At 65.9% G+C, this 19,551-nt stretch carries 20 protein-coding genes and 1 riboswitch; of the genes, 9 read left to right on the top strand and 11 right to left on the bottom strand.

Annotation, left to right across the window (positions count from 1 at the left end; translation table 11 throughout):
- Window positions 1–122: 122 nt before the first annotated feature.
- On the top strand, window positions 123–1,508 hold the full coding sequence (locus tag CIK75_RS12900; RefSeq protein ID WP_086995168.1) for an MFS transporter: 1,386 nt from the start codon (window positions 123–125) through the stop codon (window positions 1,506–1,508).
- A gap of 46 nt (window positions 1,509–1,554) precedes the next feature.
- On the opposite strand, the gene CIK75_RS12895 is transcribed toward CIK75_RS12900, so the two are convergent.
- The 4 genes from CIK75_RS12895 to CIK75_RS12880 are packed head-to-tail and all read right to left on the bottom strand — an operon-like array spanning window position 1,555 to window position 4,579.
- The gene (locus tag CIK75_RS12895; protein WP_086995165.1) at window positions 1,555–2,232 is read right to left on the bottom strand and encodes a cation transporter; all 678 of its coding nucleotides are present in this window, start codon (window positions 2,230–2,232) and stop codon (window positions 1,555–1,557) included.
- The gene (locus CIK75_RS12890; protein WP_198962448.1) at window positions 2,226–2,558 is read right to left on the bottom strand and encodes a metalloregulator ArsR/SmtB family transcription factor; all 333 of its coding nucleotides are present in this window, start codon (window positions 2,556–2,558) and stop codon (window positions 2,226–2,228) included. The genes CIK75_RS12895 and CIK75_RS12890 overlap by 7 nt, the downstream gene beginning before the upstream one ends.
- Before the next feature lie 54 nt (window positions 2,559–2,612).
- A complete protein-coding gene (locus CIK75_RS12885) occupies window positions 2,613–3,263 on the bottom strand; it encodes a metal-dependent transcriptional regulator (protein WP_241895449.1) in 651 nt (216 codons plus the stop codon).
- 53 nt (window positions 3,264–3,316) lie between these two features.
- Window positions 3,317–4,579, bottom strand: a complete 1,263-nt coding sequence (locus tag CIK75_RS12880; RefSeq protein ID WP_086995159.1) for an Nramp family divalent metal transporter — start codon at window positions 4,577–4,579, stop codon at window positions 3,317–3,319.
- Window positions 4,580–4,672: 93 nt separating this feature from the next.
- Here CIK75_RS12880 and CIK75_RS12875 point away from each other — a divergent pair, with 93 nt between their 5' ends.
- Window positions 4,673–5,785 (top strand): glutathione S-transferase C-terminal domain-containing protein, encoded by a 1,113-nt coding sequence (locus tag CIK75_RS12875; RefSeq protein ID WP_086995156.1) that lies wholly within the window; start codon window positions 4,673–4,675, stop codon window positions 5,783–5,785.
- Between the two features lie 7 nt (window positions 5,786–5,792).
- Here the strand turns inward: CIK75_RS12875 and CIK75_RS12870 are convergent, their stop codons facing one another.
- The 3 genes from CIK75_RS12870 to CIK75_RS12860 all read right to left on the bottom strand — a co-directional run bounded on the left by CIK75_RS12870 (window position 5,793) and on the right by CIK75_RS12860 (window position 7,221).
- A complete protein-coding gene (locus CIK75_RS12870; protein ID WP_086995153.1) occupies window positions 5,793–6,248 on the bottom strand; it encodes a hypothetical protein in 456 nt (151 codons plus the stop codon).
- A 32-nt stretch (window positions 6,249–6,280) separates the two neighbouring features.
- Complete coding sequence (locus CIK75_RS12865) at window positions 6,281–6,739, bottom strand: hypothetical protein (protein WP_143269182.1); 459 nt, start codon at window positions 6,737–6,739, stop codon at window positions 6,281–6,283.
- Between the two features lie 89 nt (window positions 6,740–6,828).
- Window positions 6,829–7,221: a VOC family protein gene (locus CIK75_RS12860; RefSeq protein ID WP_086995148.1), complete on the bottom strand. Its 393-nt coding sequence runs from the start codon at window positions 7,219–7,221 to the stop codon at window positions 6,829–6,831.
- Between the two features lie 100 nt (window positions 7,222–7,321).
- On the opposite strand from CIK75_RS12860, the gene CIK75_RS12855 reads away from it, so the two are divergent.
- On the top strand, window positions 7,322–8,350 hold the full coding sequence (locus CIK75_RS12855; RefSeq protein ID WP_086995145.1) for a ribonuclease HI family protein: 1,029 nt from the start codon (window positions 7,322–7,324) through the stop codon (window positions 8,348–8,350).
- A 54-nt stretch (window positions 8,351–8,404) separates the two neighbouring features.
- A complete protein-coding gene (locus CIK75_RS12850; protein ID WP_086995142.1) occupies window positions 8,405–9,550 on the top strand; it encodes a serine hydrolase domain-containing protein in 1,146 nt (381 codons plus the stop codon).
- A 15-nt stretch (window positions 9,551–9,565) separates the two neighbouring features.
- Here the strand turns inward: CIK75_RS12850 and CIK75_RS12845 are convergent, their stop codons facing one another.
- Window positions 9,566–10,381, bottom strand: coding sequence for an FAD:protein FMN transferase (locus CIK75_RS12845; RefSeq protein WP_158225972.1), 816 nt, complete (start codon window positions 10,379–10,381; stop codon window positions 9,566–9,568).
- Window positions 10,378–10,656, bottom strand: coding sequence for a hypothetical protein (locus tag CIK75_RS16255; protein ID WP_158225971.1), 279 nt, complete (start codon window positions 10,654–10,656; stop codon window positions 10,378–10,380). Before CIK75_RS16255 ends, CIK75_RS12845 begins: the two co-directional genes overlap by 4 nt.
- Window positions 10,657–10,836: 180 nt before the next feature.
- Between CIK75_RS16255 and CIK75_RS12840 the strand changes: the two genes are divergently transcribed.
- Together CIK75_RS12840 and CIK75_RS12835 are read left to right on the top strand one after the other, a co-directional pair.
- The gene (locus CIK75_RS12840; RefSeq protein WP_086995137.1) at window positions 10,837–11,598 is read left to right on the top strand and encodes an SGNH/GDSL hydrolase family protein; all 762 of its coding nucleotides are present in this window, start codon (window positions 10,837–10,839) and stop codon (window positions 11,596–11,598) included.
- 28 nt (window positions 11,599–11,626) lie between these two features.
- Window positions 11,627–12,361 (top strand): VIT family protein, encoded by a 735-nt coding sequence (locus CIK75_RS12835; RefSeq protein ID WP_241895448.1) that lies wholly within the window; start codon window positions 11,627–11,629, stop codon window positions 12,359–12,361.
- Window positions 12,362–12,366: 5 nt separating this feature from the next.
- Here CIK75_RS12835 and CIK75_RS12830 read toward each other — a convergent pair whose 3' ends face one another.
- The gene (locus CIK75_RS12830) at window positions 12,367–12,921 is read right to left on the bottom strand and encodes an RDD family protein (protein ID WP_198962447.1); all 555 of its coding nucleotides are present in this window, start codon (window positions 12,919–12,921) and stop codon (window positions 12,367–12,369) included.
- 71 nt (window positions 12,922–12,992) lie between these two features.
- A complete protein-coding gene (locus tag CIK75_RS12825; RefSeq protein WP_241895480.1) occupies window positions 12,993–14,507 on the bottom strand; it encodes an amino acid permease in 1,515 nt (504 codons plus the stop codon).
- Window positions 14,508–14,739: 232 nt separating this feature from the next.
- A riboswitch (glycine riboswitch) is annotated at window positions 14,740–14,838 on the top strand.
- Window positions 14,839–15,026: 188 nt separating this feature from the next.
- On the opposite strand from CIK75_RS12825, the gene gcvP reads away from it, so the two are divergent.
- Genes gcvP through gcvH form a run of 3 tightly spaced genes read left to right on the top strand, consistent with a single transcriptional unit; the run spans window position 15,027 to window position 19,498 of the window.
- Entirely contained in the window at window positions 15,027–17,912 is a 2,886-nt protein-coding gene (gene gcvP / locus CIK75_RS12820) for an aminomethyl-transferring glycine dehydrogenase (RefSeq protein WP_086995131.1), read from the top strand.
- Window positions 17,913–17,950: 38 nt separating this feature from the next.
- Entirely contained in the window at window positions 17,951–19,078 is a 1,128-nt protein-coding gene (gene gcvT / locus CIK75_RS12815) for a glycine cleavage system aminomethyltransferase GcvT (RefSeq protein WP_086995129.1), read from the top strand.
- A gap of 39 nt (window positions 19,079–19,117) precedes the next feature.
- Window positions 19,118–19,498: a glycine cleavage system protein GcvH gene (gcvH, locus tag CIK75_RS12810; RefSeq protein ID WP_086995126.1), complete on the top strand. Its 381-nt coding sequence runs from the start codon at window positions 19,118–19,120 to the stop codon at window positions 19,496–19,498.
- The last annotated feature ends 53 nt before the right edge of the window (window positions 19,499–19,551 follow it).

Raw genomic sequence — 19,551 nt, 5'->3', positions numbered from 1 at the left:
TCGGAAGTTGTGGACGATCGCCAATGACGTCGATGCACGGCCGAAGACAGGCGAGGACGCCGGATAGAACGGGACCAGAGACAGACGTTCCGGGAACCACCAGACCAGTCCAGGAGTGAATCATGAGCAGAGCACGGCTGGACGCGCACGCACGCAAGACCCAGCGACGCGTCGCCTTCGCCACGATCGTCGGCACCACCATCGAGTGGTACGACTTCTTCATCTACGCCACGGCGGCAGGCCTGGTCTTCGCCCATGTCTTCTTCGCCCCGGCAGGGGAGTCCATCGGCTTATTGCTGGCGTTCGCCTCCGTGGGCATCAGCTTCCTCTTCCGTCCCTTGGGGGCCTTCCTTGCCGGGCACTACGGCGACAGGATCGGCCGGCGCCCGATGCTGGTCATCACGCTGATCATGATGGGCGCCGCGACGACGCTCATCGGTGTGTTGCCGACCTATGAGACCGCAGGGATCCTGGCTCCCATCTTGTTGCTGTTGCTACGGATCCTGCAGGGGATCTCAGCTGGCGGGGAGTGGGGAGGCGCGGTGCTGATGGCCGTCGAACACGCGCCGGCGGACCGTCGCGGTCGGGCCGGTGCCTTCCCCCAGTTGGGCGTCCCCCTGGGCCTGCTGCTGGCGACCGGCGTCACCGCAGTGATGACCGGATGGATTTCCCCCGGCGAAGCCTTCGTCCAGTGGGGCTGGCGTGTTCCGTTCCTGCTGAGCGTCGTGCTGATCGCCGTCGGATACATGGTCCGTCGAGCCGTGGATGAATCCCCGGTGTTCCAGGAGATCGCGGAGAAGAAGCAGCAGACCAAAGTGCCGATCGCCGAACTGTTCCGCAAGCATTGGCTGTTGGTGATCCTTGCTGCGCTCGTCTTTGCGGGCAATAACGCCGCGGGATACATGGCCACCGGCGGATTCATCCCCAGTTACGCGACCAGCGATGCCGTGGGACTGGATCGGACGGACGTCCTGGTGGCCATGACCTTCGCCGCTGCCATGTGGTTCATCTTCACCTTCGCTGCCGGAGTGCTGGCCGACAAGATCGGACGCAAGCGCACCTACCTGATCGGCTTTGGCATCCAGTTGCTGATGGTCTTCCCGCTGTTCTGGATGATCGATACCGGCTCGTTGCCCCTGCTCTATCTCGCGCTGGGCCTGTTCACGATCGGGCTCGGCCTGACCTACGGGCCGCAAGCAGCGTGGTATTCCGAGATTTTCCCGGCCTCCGTGCGATTCTCCGGAGTATCGATCTCCTATGCCCTCGGGGCGATCCTGGGCGGGGCCTTCGCCCCGACCATCGCCCAGGCCCTGATCAACGCCACGGGCACCGGCGCATCGATTTCGGTCTATTTGCTGCTCATGACCGTTGTGGCCATCGCCGCGGTCATGATCCTGCGGGATCGGCCCGGGATCAATCTGTCGATCAATAATCAGGCCGAACAGGAGGTGGGGGCGACGGTCTTCGATCAGCGACGCGCCCCGGCGTTCCAGAAGAGCGGGGACTAGGCGCCCAGGCTGTGGAGGGGCCCGTGCCGGACCATGATCGGGCACATCAACAGCAGTGGGGGTCCGATCCTGCCGGTTCACTCTCTCCGCTGATCGCCGACATCGGCTGCTTGCAGGCATCGCCGCGCCAGGCCTCGAGTCCTTCGCGGAGGGCGACGACGGCGATGACCAGCCCTGCCACGGGGTCGGCCCAGGCCCAACCGAAGAGGGTGTTCAGGAGCAGGCCCAGAAGGACGGCGGCCGAGAGGTAAGAGCAGATCAGCGTCTGCTTTGAGTCGGCGATGGCCGACGCGGAACCCAACGCCTGACCCGTCCGGCGTTCCCACAAGCTGAGGAACGGCATGATCAGCAGACTGACGGCGGCCAAGGCGATGCCCACGGTGCTGTGTTCGGCTTCCCGGAGACCCGCGAGGGTCAGCACCGCATCGATGCTGATGAAAACCGCCAGGCCGAAGAAGGAAAAGGCGATCAACCGCAGCGCCGTCCGCTCGCGTTTCTCCGGATTCGGGACGGAGAACTGCCAGGCCACTGCCGCGGCGGAAAGGACCTCCACAATGGAATCCAAACCGAAGCCGAGCAGGGCCACCGATGAAGCTGCTGCCCCGGCGACCACGGCGATCACTGCCTCGATGACGTTGTAGGTGATCGTCAACGCCACAATCAATTTGATGCGGCGCTTCAGGATTTCGTGGGATTGGTATCGGTCCTGGGGAGTTCTCAGCATGTGCATCCGGGGCCTTCGCAGCAGTCGGGCTCCATGCGCAGCGCAGCCCTGAGGAGTTCGTCCATGGCGGCTGCCAGATGGGGATCACTGAGGCGATACCAGGAACGTCTGCCCTGGGGGATCGCCTCGACGAGGCCACAACCACGCAGGCAGGCCAATTGGTTGGACATGACCTGCCGGGAAACGTCGAGGGCGTCGGCCAGATCGGAGGGGTAGGCCGGCGCCTCACGCAGCGCCAGGAGCACACCGACGCGGGTGGGGTCCGATACTGCGTGCCCAAAGCGGGAAAGGGCGGCAGTATGCGAGGCGGTAGCGGTGGAGATCATCCATCCACAGTACAGCGTATGCTGAATTCACGAAACTCTTGACGGAGGGCCGTGTCAGGTCGTGGAGATCACCCAGAGTCCCCGGGTGGCTTCGGAGCGCAGCACTACCCGGGCGCCATCCTCGTGAGGTGTCAGGACCATGGAACCGGCGGTTTCGGCCTCCGCGATGTCAACCACGGCGCCCGGACGCAGCCCGTGCCGAGCGAGCAGTCGCAGCAATCCGGGGTTCTCGTCCGAGATGCGAGTGACCTCGTAGGTACCCGGTTCCGCTTCTGCCAGGTTGACCGCATGCGCCGGACGCCGCGTGGTTCCGTCGACGGTGGGGATCGGGTCGCCGTGGGGGTCGCGGGCGGGGTGTCCCAGCAGGGAGTCGATCCGGTCGATCATTTTTTCTGAGACGGCATGTTCTAAGTTCTCCGCCTCATCGTGGACCTCCTCCCAGGAGTAACCCAACGTACCCACCAAAAAGGATTCGATGAGCCGGTGCTTGCGGACCATGGCCACGGCATGGCGTTCTCCGGCGGCGGTCAGGCGGGCCGGTTTATAGGGTTCGTGGATGATCAGCCCCTGGGCATCCAGTCGGCGCATGGTGTCTGAGACACTGGCCGCAGTGGTCCCGAAACGTTCCGCCAGGGCCTTCCCGGTGACCGGCTCTTGGCCCCATTCGGTGGCCGACCAAATGACCTTCAAGAAGTCCTCAGCCACGCGGCTGATTTCCTCCTCGCCAGGACCCGGAGGTGGTGAAGCGTGTTCTTCAGTCATTGGGCACCCGTCACGGTCAAATAGATCAGCAGGAAGTTCAAGGCCACGATCGCCGCGGTAATCGCCCAGGCGAAGAGCTGGGTGCCGAAGCTGTTGATGAATTGGCCCATCACCGAGCGCATGCCGGTGTAGCGGACCAGGGGGATGAGGGCGAAGGGGATGCCGATGGACAGGAAGACCTGGCTGAGCACCAGTGCCCAGGTCGGGTCGACCCCCACGGTGAGGATGACCAGCGCCGGGATCAGCGTGCTGACCCTGCGCGCCAGCAGGGGGATCCGCCGCTGCAACAACCCCGACATGATGGCCGAACCGGCGTAGCACCCCACCGAGGTCGAGGCCAGGCCCGAGGCCAAGAGCCCGACGCCGAAGATGACGCCGATGACCGGCCCCAGCGCCTCAACGATGGCTCCATGGGCGCCCTGGATGGTATCGGTGCCCTCCACTCCGCGCAGGCTCGAGGCCGCCAGCAACAACATCGCGATATTGACCGAGCCGGCCACGACCAAGGCCAGGACGACGTCCCACCGATTGGCGTGCAATAGCCGACGGATTCCCGACTCGGTGTGTCCTTCACCGTGGCGGTCACGGGCCAGGGAGGAATGCAGATAGATGGCGTGCGGCATGACCGTGGCGCCGAGCATGCCGGCAGCCAGCAGGACGGTGCCGGCCCCCTCGAACCGCGGGACCAGGCCGCCGGCTGCTGCTCCCCAATCCATGGGGCTGACCAGCAGGCCTGCGACGAATCCGATGGTGATTAGCGCCAGCAAGGCCATGATCACCAGCTCAAAGGGGCGTTGACCATGTCGAGACTGGATAGCCAGCAGGGCCATGGACACGATGCCGACGATCAGCCCGCCCACCGGCAGCGGCAGGCCGAAAAGGATCTGCAGGGCAATGGCCCCGCCAATGACTTCGGCCAGATCGGTGGCCATCGCAATGAGTTCCGCCTGGCCCCAGAAGGCGAGACGGCCGCTGCGCGAGAGCCTGGTGCCGAGGATCTCCGGCAGCGACCTGCCGGTGACCAGGCCCAACTTCGCTGAGAGGTACTGGATCATCACCGCCATGACATTCGCTGCAACCAGCACCCAGACCAGCAGGTAGCCGTGTTGGGCGCCGGCAGTCAGGTTCGCGGCCACGTTGCCGGGGTCGACATAGGCGATGGCCGCGACAAAGGCCGGGCCCAGCAGCCACACCAGGCGTCGCTGAGGGTGTCCCTGCTGTTCCACGACAGACGGTGCCGCCGAACCAGCTCGTTTCATCACACGAATCCTTAGAGTTAAGTCAACTTAACTTATCTTCCGAAGGCCCGATGACGCCAGCTGTATGACGTGATTCGGACGTAGGCTGGACCCATGAACGAGAACCGGTATTCCACCCGCGGTGCCTATGTGAGTCACGGTGAGGAATTCACCCGCGACACGAACTACATCGATGATCGGATCGTCGCCCATCCGGAGGCCGTCCGGGCTTCCGGTGGCGAAGGCGGCGGATCCATCGGGGATCCGGAGGCCGGGTTGTCGGCCGGCGCACAGGTTTGGCCGGTGGAGGCCGGCCGGTACCGGCTCGTGGCTGCCCGCGCCTGCCCGTGGGCGAACCGGGCGCTGATCGTGCGCCGCCTCCTCGGGCTCGAGGAGGCGATCGGCGTCGGGCTACCCGGGCCGACGCATGATGTCAGGTCCTGGACCTTCGATCTGGACCCTGGTGGTCGAGACCCCGTGCTGGGCACCGAATGGCTGCAGGAGAACTTCTTCCGTCGCTTTCCCGATTACCCGCGGGGCATCACCGTTCCGGCGATCGTTGATATTCCCACCGGCGGCGTCGTGACCAACGACTATCCGCAGATGACACTGGACTTCTCGACCCAGTGGAGGCAGTTCCACCGTGCCGGGGCCCCCGATCTGCTGCCCGCCGGACGCTGGGAGGAGATGGCCCCGGTCATCAAGCGGATCTTCACCGAGGTCAACAACGGGGTCTACCGTTGTGGCTTTGCCGGTTCACAAGAAGCCTACGACGAGGCCTATCAGCGGCTCTGGACTGCCATGGACTGGTTGGAGGAACGCCTGGCCGGTCAGCGGTATCTGATGGGGGACACCATTACCGAAGCCGATATCCGTCTGTTCACCACGTTGGTGCGCTTCGACCCCGTTTACCACGGGCACTTCAAATGCAACCGGAATAAACTCACCGAAATGCCGGTGCTCTGGGCCTACGCCCGCGACCTCTTCCAGACGCCTGGGTTCGGGGACACCATCGATTTCGTCCAGATCAAACGGCATTATTACATCGTGCACGAGGACATCAATCCCACCGGATTCGTGCCGCAGGGCCCCGATCTGGCGAACTGGCTCCAAGCCCACGGCCGCGAGGCATTGGGGGGTTCCCCCTTCGGTTCCGGAACGGCGCCCGGGCCGGTGAGGGCCGGTGAGGAAGTCGCTGCCGGGCACAACCCGCTGTACCCCGGCTAAGGCCCGGCTACCGGTTGCGTCCGGGCTTCCTCTGAACGTCAAGACCCTTCAGGAACAGGTTTTTCTGCACCTGGTCCCAGCCGTCGGAGGTGAGTGCGGAGGCGTCGAAGTCGTCCGCTTCGATCTTGGCCGAGATCCCATAGAACGACGCGTCGAACGGCATGCCTCCGCAGACGATGTGATCTTCTTCAGCGATGATGAGACACAGACCCTCATCCGCCGTTGCGCTCTCAGCGGCGTCCCCGGAGGCCGCGCGGGCCACATAGAACGAGAGACCGTGCACCGTGGCAGCAAACCGCGGGGTATCTGGCTCAAAGCCGCCCACATGGAGCCCCGGCGGCAATTCATCCTGTGCGGTGGCTGGCTGATCGAGCAATTCGATGCTCTGGATCGCAGGGCTGCTACACCCGGCCAGTAGCGGCAAGGAGAGTGCCAGTAGTGGAACCAGAAGGTGACGTCGCATGGGGCCAGCGTCCCCGATGGGTAGAAATCTGGCTACCCCTCGCCCTCGAGATTCGGGTGGCGTGGGGGTGTCCTGCTGCTGTGGTCCAGGCCTTTGATGAACAGATTGCCCTGCACCCGTTCCCAACCGTCGGAGGTCAGCATCGAGGCGTCGAAGTCATCGGGGACGAGTTGGGCCGAGACGCCGAAGAACCGGGTTTCGAGGGGTGTGGGTCCGCAGGTGATGACCTCCGGTTCGGCCACGATGAGGCAGGCGCCCCAACCCGGGGGGAGGTTCCCCGTACCGCCCGACAGGGGCGGACGGGCCAGATAGAACGAAAAGCCTCCGGTCCGGGCGGCTAATCGGGTGGTGCCCGGCTGGAAACCCGCCACGGCGGCGTCCGGAGGCAGGGCATCCTTCGAGGTGGCCGGCCGATCAAGCAGAGCGATGCCAGGACCGGATGAACTGCAGCCGACGAATAATGGCAGGCACAGCAACACTAGTGGAGCCATCAGCCGACGGTACATCTGAGTCTCTTCCCCGGATCATGAATTTTCAGCCACCTTATCCGGAGCCACCGCGGAGCCGTGTTTTTATCGCCTCAGTTGTTGGCGACAAAAAACTCCAGTGCGGTTCCGTCGGGATCCTTCACGTTCAGAGCGAGCCCTGAATCGTCCTCGACGATTCCGCTATGTGCCATCCCCTGGGCCTCGAGATGGTCTTGCCATGCTTGCAGCCCCTTCCGGTCGGCCACGGCAAAACCCAGATGGTCCAGACCGGCCGCACGCGGGTTGAAGGCCTGGGCCCCACCACCGCCGTGCTGGGTCAAACCGACCATCGTCCCGTCGGGGAGGCGGAACATCCTGCGCACCAGATCGGGGCCTTCAAGGCTTCCAACCGGGGGCTGCGACCAGAGTTTTTCGTAGAAGACCGCGCTGGCCTCGAGGTCGGAGACCGTGATGGCGACGTGGTGGATTCCGCTGAATTCAGGCATGGCCCCAGTCAAGCAGACACGGGAGCCATGACCACACCTGAGGCGCTCTGAGCTTCGCCTGGGCAGTGATTCTTCGGGGCGCCGTGGCAGGATGGAACCCATGACGATTACCGCCGCAGCAGACGGCTCCGCGCTCGGAAACCCAGGACCGGCCGGCTGGGCCTGGTACGTCGACGACTCCGCGTGGCGGGCCGGTGGGTGGCCTCACGGGACGAACAACATGGGCGAACTGATGGCCGTGCTGGATTTGTTCCGTTCCACCGAGCATGTTGCCGAAGAGCACCTGCACATCCTGTGCGATTCCCAGTACGTCATCAATTGCATCACCAAGTGGATGCCGGGGTGGAAGCGCAAGGGCTGGAAGAAGGCCGACGGCAAGCCGGTGCTGAACGTGGACCTGCTCAAACAGATCGACGACGTCATCACCGGCCGCGACTACAGCTTCGAATGGGTCAAGGGACATGCCGGGCACTACCTCAACGAGGCCGCCGATGACCGGGCCCGGGCAGCAGCTACCGCCTACCAGACCGGGCGGGGCAGCGACACGGGACCGGGCTACCCGGGTTCCGGGCAGCCGGCAACCGACTCCGAGGCCACCGCATCCATCACTGTTGCTGAGCCGGCACCGGCTCCGGCCGAACGCCCGGAGCAGGACGATTTGTTCTCCTCCCTCGAGGACCCCTCGGAAACGGGCCGCGGGAGCGCGGAAATTGACGCCGTGGTCGCCCTGGAACGCGAGTTGCTGGACCCGCGGGTTCGCAGCGAAGTCGGCCAGCTGAACTTTCTGCTGCATCCGGACTACCGCGAAGTCACGGCGCAGGGGACGGTGAACGAACGAGATACGGCAGTGACCGTCTTGTCCTCGGGGGCCACGGACCTCCAGGAATCCACCGAACAGGAGGGCGAGGACGACGACGTCGTTCAGCAGGTCGGCTTATCGGCTTCGGCAGCCGCTCCCGGCAGTGAACGTGCCGTCGAGCTGCTCGAGGCCATCCGCTTGGGTGGGGAAGCCATCCACCTGACCTATCGGCTGGTCGGAACGGAATCGGCGCTCGCCGTCGGATCCCTCTGGCAGCGTGAAGAGCAACGGTGGCGCCTGCGTTTCCGCCAGGAAACACCAGAACTCTAGATCCCCGAACGCCGGGAAACCGTCCCCGGAACCGGCAGAGCCCAGGAGAGCACCGTGAACGACCCGCGATTCGCCCCCGTCACCGAACTGCTGGAATCCTTCGCCGCGGCAGACCCCGACTACTCGGCGCAACTCTGCGTCTACGCCGGCGGGCACCCCGTCATCGACCATGCCGTCGGGCCCCATGCGGAACTGGACTCGTTGACCGGGGTCTTCTCCGCCTCCAAGGGTGCCGCCGGCATGGTCATCGCCCTACTGGTGCAGGATGGCCAATTGGACCCCGGCGAGCCCGTCACCACCTATTGGCCGGAATTCGCAGCCCACGACAAAGGCACCATCACGGTAGCGGAACTGCTGAGCCACCAGGCAGGGCTACCCGGGGTCGACGGCGGCATGGAGGTGAGCCACTACACCGAATCCGCTCTCGGCGCGGCCCGCTTGGCCGACGCGCCAACGGTCTGGAAACCCGGGTCAACGCATCAATACCATGCGTTGAGCATCGGGATCTTCGCGGAGGAGCTGGTCAGGCGGATCACCGGGCAGACGTTGCAGCAGGTCTACGAAACCCGCATCCGGGCACCCTTCGGCATCGATTTCTACCTCGGCCTGCCCGACGGTGAGGAACCACGTTTCCGGGAGGTGCTCAAACCCGCGCAAACCCCTGAGCTTCCCTTCATTGATCCGTACGGTCCCCTGGGGCTGGCATTGAACTCCACGGCGGGCTTCGATATCGGCGAGGGCGTCAGCTACGACCTGCTGGACCTGCCCAACTACCGACGGATCAGGGCCTCGGGCCTCGCGGCCGCCGGCGGAGTGGCCAGCGCGCGCGGGCTGGCACGGCTCTACGCCGCGGCCAGCACCGGGGTCGTGCGGCAGGACGGGGCCGCCGACGGGCCCTTCCTGGCCGAGGACACGCGCCGGAAGGTGGCCGCCGAGCAGGTGTTCGGCATCGACCGGGCGAACGGGCTGACCGGGGCGTTCGCCCTGATGTTCATGAAATCCATCCCCCGCAACGACTTCGGCTCCTGGCAGTCCTTCGGCCACGACGGGGCCAACGCCACACTGGCCTACGCGGACCCCGCCTATGGCATCGGATTCGGCTATGTGCCCGCGCGGGCCGAGGAGAGCGGCACCGGTACCCGGGGTGGGCAACTCAGCGTGGCCGTCCGCCACGTCCTGCTCTCCCTCGCCGCCGGCTGAGGACGGACGAGGAATTCAGGCCGGCTGGTGCAAGGGCCAGGTCGTGGAGGCGAGCCATTCGCCGTCGTGCCCGCAGACCAGGACCGCGACCCCGAAGTCGCGAACGGCAGCATCCAGGGTGGATGCTCCGCCGGCAACAATCGCCTGCGACAGGACATCGGCGGTGACTATTTCCTCGGCCAGCACACTGACCTGCAAGTAGGCGTTCGGAGGGTGGCCTGCCTGAGCGGAGGTGGTGGCCAGTGCCGCGGTGAAGCCGGGGGTCCCTGCCATCGGCACATCGGCGACCAAGGACGTGGCATCGAAGGGATCGGTGATCCCGGCCCGCCAATGTCGACCATAGAACGGGTCGGTCCCGGCGGGTTCTGCCGGGAAGGGCGAACCGCTGCATAGGACGTCGCCGCCGACGGTCACCGACCAATGAGGCAATTCAAGGTCCATCATGGCCTGTCCGGCGTGGGCGACGGCCCAGCTTTTGACCAGACCGCTCAGGTCGACCGGTCCGGTGGCCGTATGAGGGGTGTAGGCGCCGTCGGTTGCCTGACGCCACATCGTCGCTTGTTCATAGAGCGAACGCAGCCGGCGATGGGCATAACGAAGCTCGATGTCTCCGCGGCGCAGGCCCTCCACCGGGCCGTGGCCGTTCACACCGAAGGAGGTGTGGGCGTCGGCGAAGACGCGTTGCATCGTCTCCACGGCGGCGTCGATCTCATCGGCCTCCAGCGGCGCGCTGATGCTGACCGTGGTGCCCAGTGCCTCGAACGTCCGGTGGGCCAGTTCCGGGACTTCGAGATCTGCCGTCATCTCAGCTTCTTCCTCTGCGAGGTTCATGCCCGGACACCGTCGGCAACCGGAGGGCCCGGCCTGCTGATCAGCTGGACCGGCTCCGAGCCGCGCAATTGTTGGCGGCGCACACTGGACAAGGTCGAGGGCGCCGCAGCCAGCCGGGTCGTCGTTGCCGCCGAGGAACCGCTCGCTGCCGACCCGAGACGGTAGGGGGCAGGAGTTGGCGTTGCCTGGGCGACCGGTGGTGTCCCGCCGACCCAACCGGCGGCCAACACCCCGGCGGATGCCACGGAAGCGAAGATGGCCTGGCGGATGTTCACGAGGTGGTCCTTTCGCGGACGGATTCCTGTCGGTAGTGCATGAAACCAGCCTGTCGAACCGAACTGTGAAGACCCTGTGACAGGGCCCCCAGATGGCTCCGCCGTCGCATTTTTCGCCGAGGGCGGATTCACGCCGGTCTCCGGCGGGCATCCGTGCCACGGCGGACGTAGGGTGGACTGGTGGAATTCGAGAAACGGTATTTGGCCCTGGGCGACTCCTTCACCGAAGGCGTCGGTGATGAGGACCCCACCCGTCCCCATGGCGTCCGAGGCTGGGCCGACCGGGTGGCCGAGCAGCTCTGTGCCGCCGATCCCGCTTGGGGTTATGCGAATCTGGCCGTCCGCGGCAAGAAAATTCGTCAGGTCATCGACGAACAGCTCGAGACGGCGTTGGCCATGGAACCGACCCTGGTCACGCTCTACGCCGGGGGCAACGACATCCTGCGCCCGCGCGTGGATATCGACGCCCTCATGGCCGGATACGACGATATGGTGTCCCGTCTGCGCGCCTCGGGGGCCGCCGTCGTCCTCTTCACCGGTTTCGATTCCTCCGGCTCGGCGGTCTTCGGCAAAACCCGCGGACGGACCGCGATCTACAACGAATGGGTGCGTGAAGCAGCCGATCGCCATGGTGCCGTCATCGCCGATTACTGGCGCTGGCGCGAATTCAGCGACTTCAGGTACTGGGCGGTGGACCGGCTGCATATGGGCACCCCCGGGCATACGCTGATGGCCAAGAAGATGCTGGCCCTGCTCGAGAGCACCGATGCGATCGCGACCCCTGAACTGGACACCGCGACGGCACGAACCCGGAGGGAACAACTCGCTTCCGACGCCCGTTGGGCCCGCGAATTCGTGGTGCCGTGGATCGGACGCCGTGTGCGGGGGACCTCCTCGGGGGACTTGATGGGCCCCCGCTACCCCGGCTACATCCGGCTCTGAAGGACGGCGCAGTGGTTGACTGATGGCCATGAGGCAATCCAGTAAAGTAAACCAGCACGACGGCGAACCGCATGAAGGCGGGGGGCTGGCCGAACGGCTGAACTGGCTGCGCGCCGGGGTCCTGGGTGCCAACGACGGGATCGTCTCCACCGCCGCCGTGGTGGTCGGGGTGGCCGGAGCGACCACGGCCACCGGACCGATCCTGGCCGCCGGTGCCGCCGCATTGATCGGCGGAGCGGTGTCCATGGCGCTGGGCGAATACGTTTCGGTCTCCAGTTCTGCGGATTCGCAGCATGCCCTGATTGCCCAGGAGCGGAGGGAACTCGAGCAGATGCCCGAGGAAGAGCTCTCCGAACTGGCCTATCTTTATGAGCAGAAGGGGTTGAGTGCCGCCACGGCGCAGAGGGTTGCCAGCGAACTCACCGCCCATGACGCCCTAGGGGCGCACCTCGAGGCGGAACTCAAGATTGACCGCGACGATGTGGTCAGCCCATGGAGTGCCGCGGCGGCTTCCGCGGTGTCCTTCACTGCCGGGGCGTTACTGCCCTTTCTGACGGCCGTCCTCTTGCCCGTCGACTGGAGGATCCCCGTGACCTTCCTGGCCGTGCTGTTCGCCCTCGCGGCGACCGGAGGCATCGGCGCACGTCTCGGGGGAGCTCCGATGCTCAAACCGGTGACACGGGTAGTGGTCGGTGGGGTCTTGGCCCTGGGGGCCACCTTCCTCATCGGCACCTGGCTGGGCCAGAGCGGGGCCGTTGGCTAGCGGGATCAGCCCTGCTTGATGACCTGGGTGCCGCCGGCGAACTGATCGAACCAACTCTGGCGTTTCACGGTGTCGCTGTTGATGGTCACCGCGATCACGATCGCGGCGGCCAGCGAAGCGAGCGAACCAAGGATGGAACCGATGAGCGGCAGGATTCCGAGGATCCCGAACCCCATCCAGATATTGCGCTTGATCGCCTCGGTCATATCCGGGTGGCCACCGTTGGCCCCGACGACGTGCAGTTTCATGATCATTTTGCCCACGGTCTGTCCCCGGCTGGACTCCATGAAGGCGAAGTAGCCGACGTAGATGACGGCGCTAACTACCGCCGATACCGCCGTCGCACCGAAACTTCTGCCACCGAGCCCGAATCCGGCACCTCCGGCCCCCATGATCGCGCCGGTAATGATCAGGCCGACGACCAGGAAGTTGACGATCAGCAGGATGACGCCGTCGATCAGCCGGGCCAGGAACCTATCGGTGAGCTCCCCGGGGCGTGTACCCGTCGGGGGCATGGCGGGGCCGGTGGGTTGGGGCGGGGGAGGTGTTGGATCGCTCATGGCCCCACCATACGCAAGGATGCGCCCCAAGACCATGGTTGGACATGATCTTCATTTTCGGGCTGAGTAGGCTATATGCGTTTCCCGTCACGCTTGGTGGATGGTGGAGGGGGAGCCTGGCGGGCGGGGTGCCGGCGGTCCTGTGCGTAGGAGGCAGCCGCCGTGGAACGCCGCCGTCCGTAGGACAGGTAGGCGACGGCGCCGAGCGCCATCCACAGTCCGAAGACGGTCCAGGTGGTGCCCCCGAGGTTGGCCATCAGGAACACGCAGCCGGCAACCGCGAGGATCGGTGTCACCGGGTAGAGCGGAACACGGAAGGTACGGGGCAGATCCGGGCGGTTGCGGCGCAGATAGATGACCGAAAGACTCACCAGGCTGAAGGCGAAGAGCGTGCCGATGCTGGTGGCGTCGGCCAGCTCGCCCAACGGCACCAACCCCGCGGTGACCATGATGATCCCGCCGGTGATCAACGTGTTCACCACAGGGGTTCCGGTCCGCGGGTTGAGTTTGCCGAAGATGCGGGGAACCATCCCATCGCGGGACATGGCCACCAGCACACGGGTCTGGCCGTAGAGCACCGTGATGACGATGCTGATGATCGCCACCACCGCACCGACGGAGAAGACCAGGGCCACCCAGGCCTGGCCGGTGATCTCTTCGAGGACCTGCACCAGGGCGGCCTCCTTGCCGACGAACCACTGCCAATCCTTGGCGCCGACGGCGGCGATGGCGACCAAAATATAGAGCACGGTCACGATGATCATTGAGGCGATGATGGCCCGCGGTAGATCGCGTTGGGGGTTCACCGCCTCCTCGCCGGCGGTCGATGCGGCGTCGAAGCCGATGTAGGAGAAGAACAGGCGGGCAGCCGCTGCCGAGACCCCAGCGGTGCCCATGGGCAGCAGCGGGGCGAAGTTCCCGGTCTGGAAGGCGCTGAAGGCGATGACCACGAAGAAGAGCAGCACGAGGATCTTCACGAACACCAGCACCGTGTTCACCGTCGCGGACTCCTTGGCCCCGCGCATCAGCAGGACCATGGCCAGGGCGACCACCAGGACGGCGGGAACGTTGAACAGGCCGCCGTCGGCTCCGGGGGGATTGGTCAGCGTCGCGGGCAGGTCCAGCTGGAAGACCCCGGCAAGTTCGTTGACGTACTCCCCGGCGCCCACGGCGATCGCGGCCACCGAGACCCCGTATTCGAGCAGCAGGCACCAGCCGCAGATCCAGGCCAGGCCTTCGCCCATGGTGGCGTAGGTATAGGAGTAGCTGGACCCCGAAACGGGGACGGCGCCGGCCATCTCCGCGTAGGACAGGGCCGAAAGCAAGGCGGCGATCCCGGCGATCGTGAAGGAGATCCAGACGGCTGGTCCGGCCATCGGTACCGAGGAACCCAGGACGACGAAGATGCCGGTACCCAGCGTGGCGCCGACGCTGATCATGGTCAGTTGCAGCACACCCAGGGTTCGGCGCATGGTCCCGCCACCGGAACCATGGCCAGCGTCGGCCTGCAGTGTTTCGACGTCCTTGCGCAGCAGGAGCTGTCGGCCCAGCGTCAAGGGCGGGCGGAGTGAGGGTGGGGCAGAAATGCCCGAGGCAGGATGGTTCGATGAAATCTGCAACTGCGTCCTCGGCGGGTTCGGGTGGACCCGCGGTTAGGCGGCGCCCGTCGGATCGCGGCAGGTGCCGGTGTCGGCAAATGAACTTACATATTTTCGCACCACCATGCATGAATATGAAAATCGGCGTTCTGTCCCGAAGGTTGTCCGTGGCATGGATCTCCACGTATCATGAAGGGGTGCCCATCAGGGCACACGCCTATGACTTGCGGCGGGAGAGTCCCGTCAGATCCACTGGCGGGCGCCGTAGGAGCAATACCCTCCCCGGGAATCTCTCAGGCACCCGTACCGCCGCGCAGAGGCAACTCTGGAAAGAAGACGCATCGCCGGCCGGGGGCACCTGGCCATCAAGCGAAGCGCTCACCGACGGTGCAAGCCGCGGCCGGGACACCGGACGTAGCGGAATCTCTCAGGTCCAATACAGAGTCGGGGAGGAACCGAAGCTCATTCGGTGTGCACCACACATCGACCACACTTGGAGTTCCCCTGATGACCGAGACCACGGCCCGTCCCACCACCAGCACCGCCGGCGAACTTTCCTTCGCCGACCGTCATATCGGCCCCCGCGGCGACGCCACCGAGACCATGCTCCGGCAGCTCGGCTACGCGACCCTCGACGACCTCGTCGACACCGCAGTGCCCGCAGACATCCGCCAGGCGAAGCCGCTGGATCTTCCGGCCGCCCGCTCGGAGGCCGAGGTCCTTGATGACCTGCGTGCCATCGCCGCGAAGAACATCGTCAAGACCCAGATGATCGGCCAGGGGTTCTACAACACCATCACCCCGCCGGTCATCCTGCGCAACGTCCTCGAGGACCCCGCCTGGTACACCGCTTACACCCCGTACCAGCCGGAAATCTCCCAGGGCCGGCTCGAGGCCCTGCTGAACTTCCAGACCATGGTCTCCGACCTGACCGGACTGCCGATCGCCAATGCCTCGCTGCTCGATGAAGCATCGGCCGTCGCCGAAGCCGTCCTGCTCATGCGCCGTGCCAATAAGGCCAGGGCGGAAGCCAAGACCGTCCTGGATGCCGATCTGTTCCCGCAGACCATCGCCGTGGTGAAGGGCCGCGCCGAAGCGCTGGGCTTCGAACTCGAAATCGCCGACCTCTCTCAGGGGCTCCCCGACGGCGAGATCTCCGGCATCGTGCTCCAGCAGCCGGGCAACTCGGGCCGCGTCGTCGATCAGACGGCAGTGATCGCCGCGGCCAAGGAGCGCGGCGCGATGGTCACCGTCGCCGCCGACATCCTGGCCCTGACCCTCATCGTCCCGCCGGGCGAGCAGGGAGCCGACATCGCCGTGGGCAACACCCAGCGCCTGGGCGTCCCGCTGTTCTTCGGCGGCCCGCATGCCGCCTACATGTCGGTGCGCGACGGCCTGGTGCGCTCACTGCCCGGTCGCCTGGTCGGAGTCTCCAAGGACGACACCGGACTGCCCGCCTACCGGCTGGCCCTGCAGACCCGTGAGCAGCACATCCGCCGCGAAAAGGCCACCTCCAATATCTGCACCGCCCAGGCACTGCTGGCCATCACCGCCTCGATGTACGGCGTCTACCACGGCCCCGAAGGCCTCAAGGCGATCGCCCAACGCGCCCACCTGCGCGCCGGTGCCCTCGCTTCGGTACTCGGCGACGCAGGATTCGCCCTGGCCAACGAGTCCTTCTTCGACACGCTGACCCTGCAGGTCCCCGGCCGGGCCAATGAGCTGGTGACCGCCGCCGAGGAACACGGCATCAACCTGCGCCGCCTGGACGCCGACACCGTGGGCATCTCCACCGATGAAACCACCACCACCGCCCACCTGGTGGCGATCGCCGAAGCCTTTGGCGTTGCCGACGCCGCCGGGGCCGTCGAGGCCGCCGAAGCTGCCGTCACCGAGGCGCTGCCCTCCGACGTCGTGCGTTCGAGTGAGTACATGACCCACCCGATCTTCCACACGGTCCGCTCCGAAACCCAGATGCTGCGCTACCTGCGCCGCCTCTCGGACCGCGACCTGGCGCTGGACCGCACCATGATCCCGCTGGGCTCGTGCACCATGAAGCTCAACGCGACCGCCGAGATGGAATCCATTTCCTGGCCGGAGTTCGCCTCCATCCACCCCTACGCCCCGTCCCACCAGACCCAGGGCTGGCGTGAACTGATCGAGGACCTGGAAGCACGCCTCTCGGCCATCACCGGCTATGCGGGGGTCTCCATCCAGCCCAACGCCGGTTCGCAGGGCGAATACGCCGGCCTGCTGGCCATCCGCCAGTACCACCTGGCCAACGGCGACGCCGAACGCACCGTCTGCCTCATCCCCGCCTCGGCGCACGGCACCAACGCCGCCTCCGCCGTCCTGGCCGGACTGAAGGTCGTAGTGGTCAAGACCGCAGCCAACGGCACCATCGACTCCGCGGACCTGGACGCCAAGATCGAGGCGAACCATGATTCCCTGGCGGGCATCATGATCACCTACCCCTCCACCCACGGCGTCTACGACGCCGATGTGCGCGAGGTTTGCGATAAGGTCCATGCCGCCGGTGGCCAGGTCTACATCGACGGCGCCAACCTCAACGCCCTGGTCGGCCTCGGACAGCCGGGCCAGTTCGGCGGCGACGTCTCGCACCTGAACCTGCACAAGACCTTCTGCATCCCGCACGGCGGCGGCGGACCCGGCGTCGGTCCGGTCGCCGTGGCCGAGCACCTGGTCCCGTTCCTGCCCGGCGCCCCGGCCGGCGAAGCCACCGAGCGCACCGGCACCGCCGTCGCGGCAACCACCTACGGTTCGGCCGGCGTGCTGCCCATCTCCTGGGCCTACGTGGCCATGATGGGTGCCGAGGGTCTGACCAACGCGACCAAGAACGCGTTGCTGACCGCCAACTACGTGGCCTCCCGGCTCAACGAGTACTTCCCGGTGCTCTACACCGGCAATCAGGGCCTGGTCGCCCACGAATGCATCCTCGACCTGCGCGATGCCACCGCCAAAACCGGCATCACCGCCGAGGACGTGGCCAAGCGCCTGATCGACTACGGCTTCCACGCCCCGACGTTGGCCTTCCCGGTCGCCGGCACCTTGATGGTGGAGCCGACCGAGTCCGAGGACCTGGCGGAAATCGACAGGTTCATCGACGCCATGATCGCTATCCGGGCTGAAATGGAGCAGGTCCTGGCCGGCGAGTTCACGGCCGAGGAATCCCCGCTCCGTTTGGCCCCGCACAGTGCGGCAGCCGTCGTCTCCAGCGACTGGGACCGGGCCTACACCCGGGAACAGGGGGCCTTCCCGGTCCCCGGGCTGCGCCAGGACAAGTACTTCGCCCCGGTGGGACGCATCGACGGGGCCGGCGGCGACCGGAACCTGATCTGCTCCTGCCCGCCACCCGAGGCATTCGAAAACTAACCCGAATCCCCGGAACCCGACGAAAGGCAGCCTGAGCTGTGAGCACCGATACCACCACCACGCCGAAGCAGACGCCCCTGCACGGCGAACACGAGGCCCTGGGCGCGAACTTCACCGACTTCGGCGGCTGGGACATGCCGCTGAAGTACCGCTCCGAATTGGCCGAACACCAGGCGGTGCGCGAAGCCGCGGGCCTCTTCGACCTCTCCCATATGGGCGAAGTCCGGGTCGAGGGTCCCGAGGCCGCGAAGTTCCTGAACAGTGCCCTGGCAGGGAACATCGCCATCATGAAGATCGGCAAGGCCAAGTACTCGGTGATCTGCAACGCCGAGGGCGGGATCATCGACGACCTGATCACCTACCGTCGCGCCGAAGACACCTTCCTCGTGGTCCCCAACGCCGGCAACGCCGACGTCGTGGCGGCGGCCCTGGCCGAACGCGCCGCAGGCTTCGACGTCACCGTCACCGACGAATCGGCGGATACCGCGCTGATCGCCATCCAGGGCCCCGCAGCCGCGGGGATCCTCACCGGGCTGGTCACCGGCACCGACGTGCAGACAGTGAACGAGATGAAGTACTACGCGGCAGACGACGTCACCGTCGCCGGGATCAACGTGATGCTGGCACGCACCGGCTACACGGGCGAGGACGGCTTCGAGCTCTACCTGCCCAACGCCGAGGCCGTCGCCTTGTGGAAGGCACTGCTCGAGGCCGGAACCGAGGCAGGGCTCACCCCCGCCGGACTGGCCAGCCGTGACTCGCTGCGACTGGAAGCCGGAATGCCACTGTATGGCAACGAGCTGTCCACGGACATCACCCCGTTCGACGCCGGCCTGGGACCGATCGTCTCCTTCAAAAAGGAAGAGGATTTCCTCGGGCGCAGCGCACTGGAAGCGAAAAAGGCCGAAGGCGTGGCACGCAAGCTCGTGGGCCTGAAGGGCCTGGGGCGTCGAGCCGGGCGTTCGCACTACGCTGTGATGAAGGACGGGAACGTTGTCGGTGAGGTCACCTCGGGTCAGCCCAGCCCCACGCTGGGTTACCCGATCGCGTTGGCCTACGTCGATGTCGAACTCGCCGAGGTCGGCACCGCACTGGACGTCGACCTGCGCGGCAAGCCGCAGCCCTTCGAGGTTGTCGCCCTGCCGTTCTACGCCCGCCAGAAGTAAACCCCCACACGTACTGGAATCCAGAGACAAGGACAACACATGAGCAAGGTTCTTTCGACCCTCCGTTACTCCGCCGAGCACGAGTGGGTTGACGACTCCACCCCGATCAGGGTCGGGATCACCCAGATTGCCGCCGACGCCCTCGGCGACGTCGTCTACGTCGACCTGCCAGAGGTCGGCTCGACCGTCACTGCCGGGGAGACCTGCGGCGAAGTCGAATCCACGAAGTCGGTTTCCGATCTCTACGCGCCGGTGACCGGCACCATCGTCGAGACCAACCCGGCCGTCGAGGACAACCCGGCACTGCTGAACGAGGACCCCTACGGTGGCGGTTGGCTGTTCACCGTCGAGGTCTCCGAAGAGGGCCCGCTGCTTTCGGCAGCCGACTATGCCTCGGCCAACGGCGGCGATGTCGAGTGACCATCGAATCTGCACAGGTCGTCTCCTCGAGCCTGACGGCCCCGCTGGCGGAG

The organism is Glutamicibacter sp. BW78 (assembly GCF_002332245.1).
In the GTDB taxonomy this organism is placed as follows: Bacteria; Actinomycetota; Actinomycetes; order Actinomycetales; family Micrococcaceae; genus Arthrobacter_H; species Arthrobacter_H rhombi_A.
Note: the sequence above shows the minus strand (reverse complement) of the source record. Positions and strands in the feature narration are given on the sequence as shown.